1 protein-coding gene is annotated in these 313 nt (G+C 37.4%); it reads left to right on the top strand.

Features of this window, described 5'->3' with window-relative positions; translation table 11 throughout:
- Positions 1–313, top strand: a 313-nt coding sequence (locus VQ048_RS12870) for a helicase-like domain-containing protein (RefSeq protein WP_327612004.1), incomplete at both ends; no start/stop codon positions are given.

Raw genomic sequence — 313 nt, 5'->3', positions numbered from 1 at the left:
TTGGATGATAAAGCTCAATGGAGGTGCTATTTGTGATCACGAGGTTGGTGCAGGGAAAACCTTAATTATGTGTTGTGCTGCCCAAGAAATGAAACGCTTGGGATTGGCTCACAAACCAATGATTATCGGACTTAAAGCCAATGTTCACGAAATTGCTGAAACTTACCGAAAAGCCTATCCCTTTGCAAAAATATTATATCCAGGCAAAGAAGATTTTAAACCCGATAAGCGACTACGTATTTTTGGGGATATTAAAAATAATGATTGGGATTGTGTGATTTTAACGCATGACCAATTTAAAATGATACCTCAA

This window comes from Bergeyella anatis, assembly GCF_036016955.1.
Classification (GTDB): domain Bacteria; phylum Bacteroidota; class Bacteroidia; order Flavobacteriales; family Weeksellaceae; genus JAYWXI01.
The sequence above is the reverse complement of the archived record's forward strand: the minus strand, read 5'-3'. Positions and strand labels throughout refer to the sequence as shown.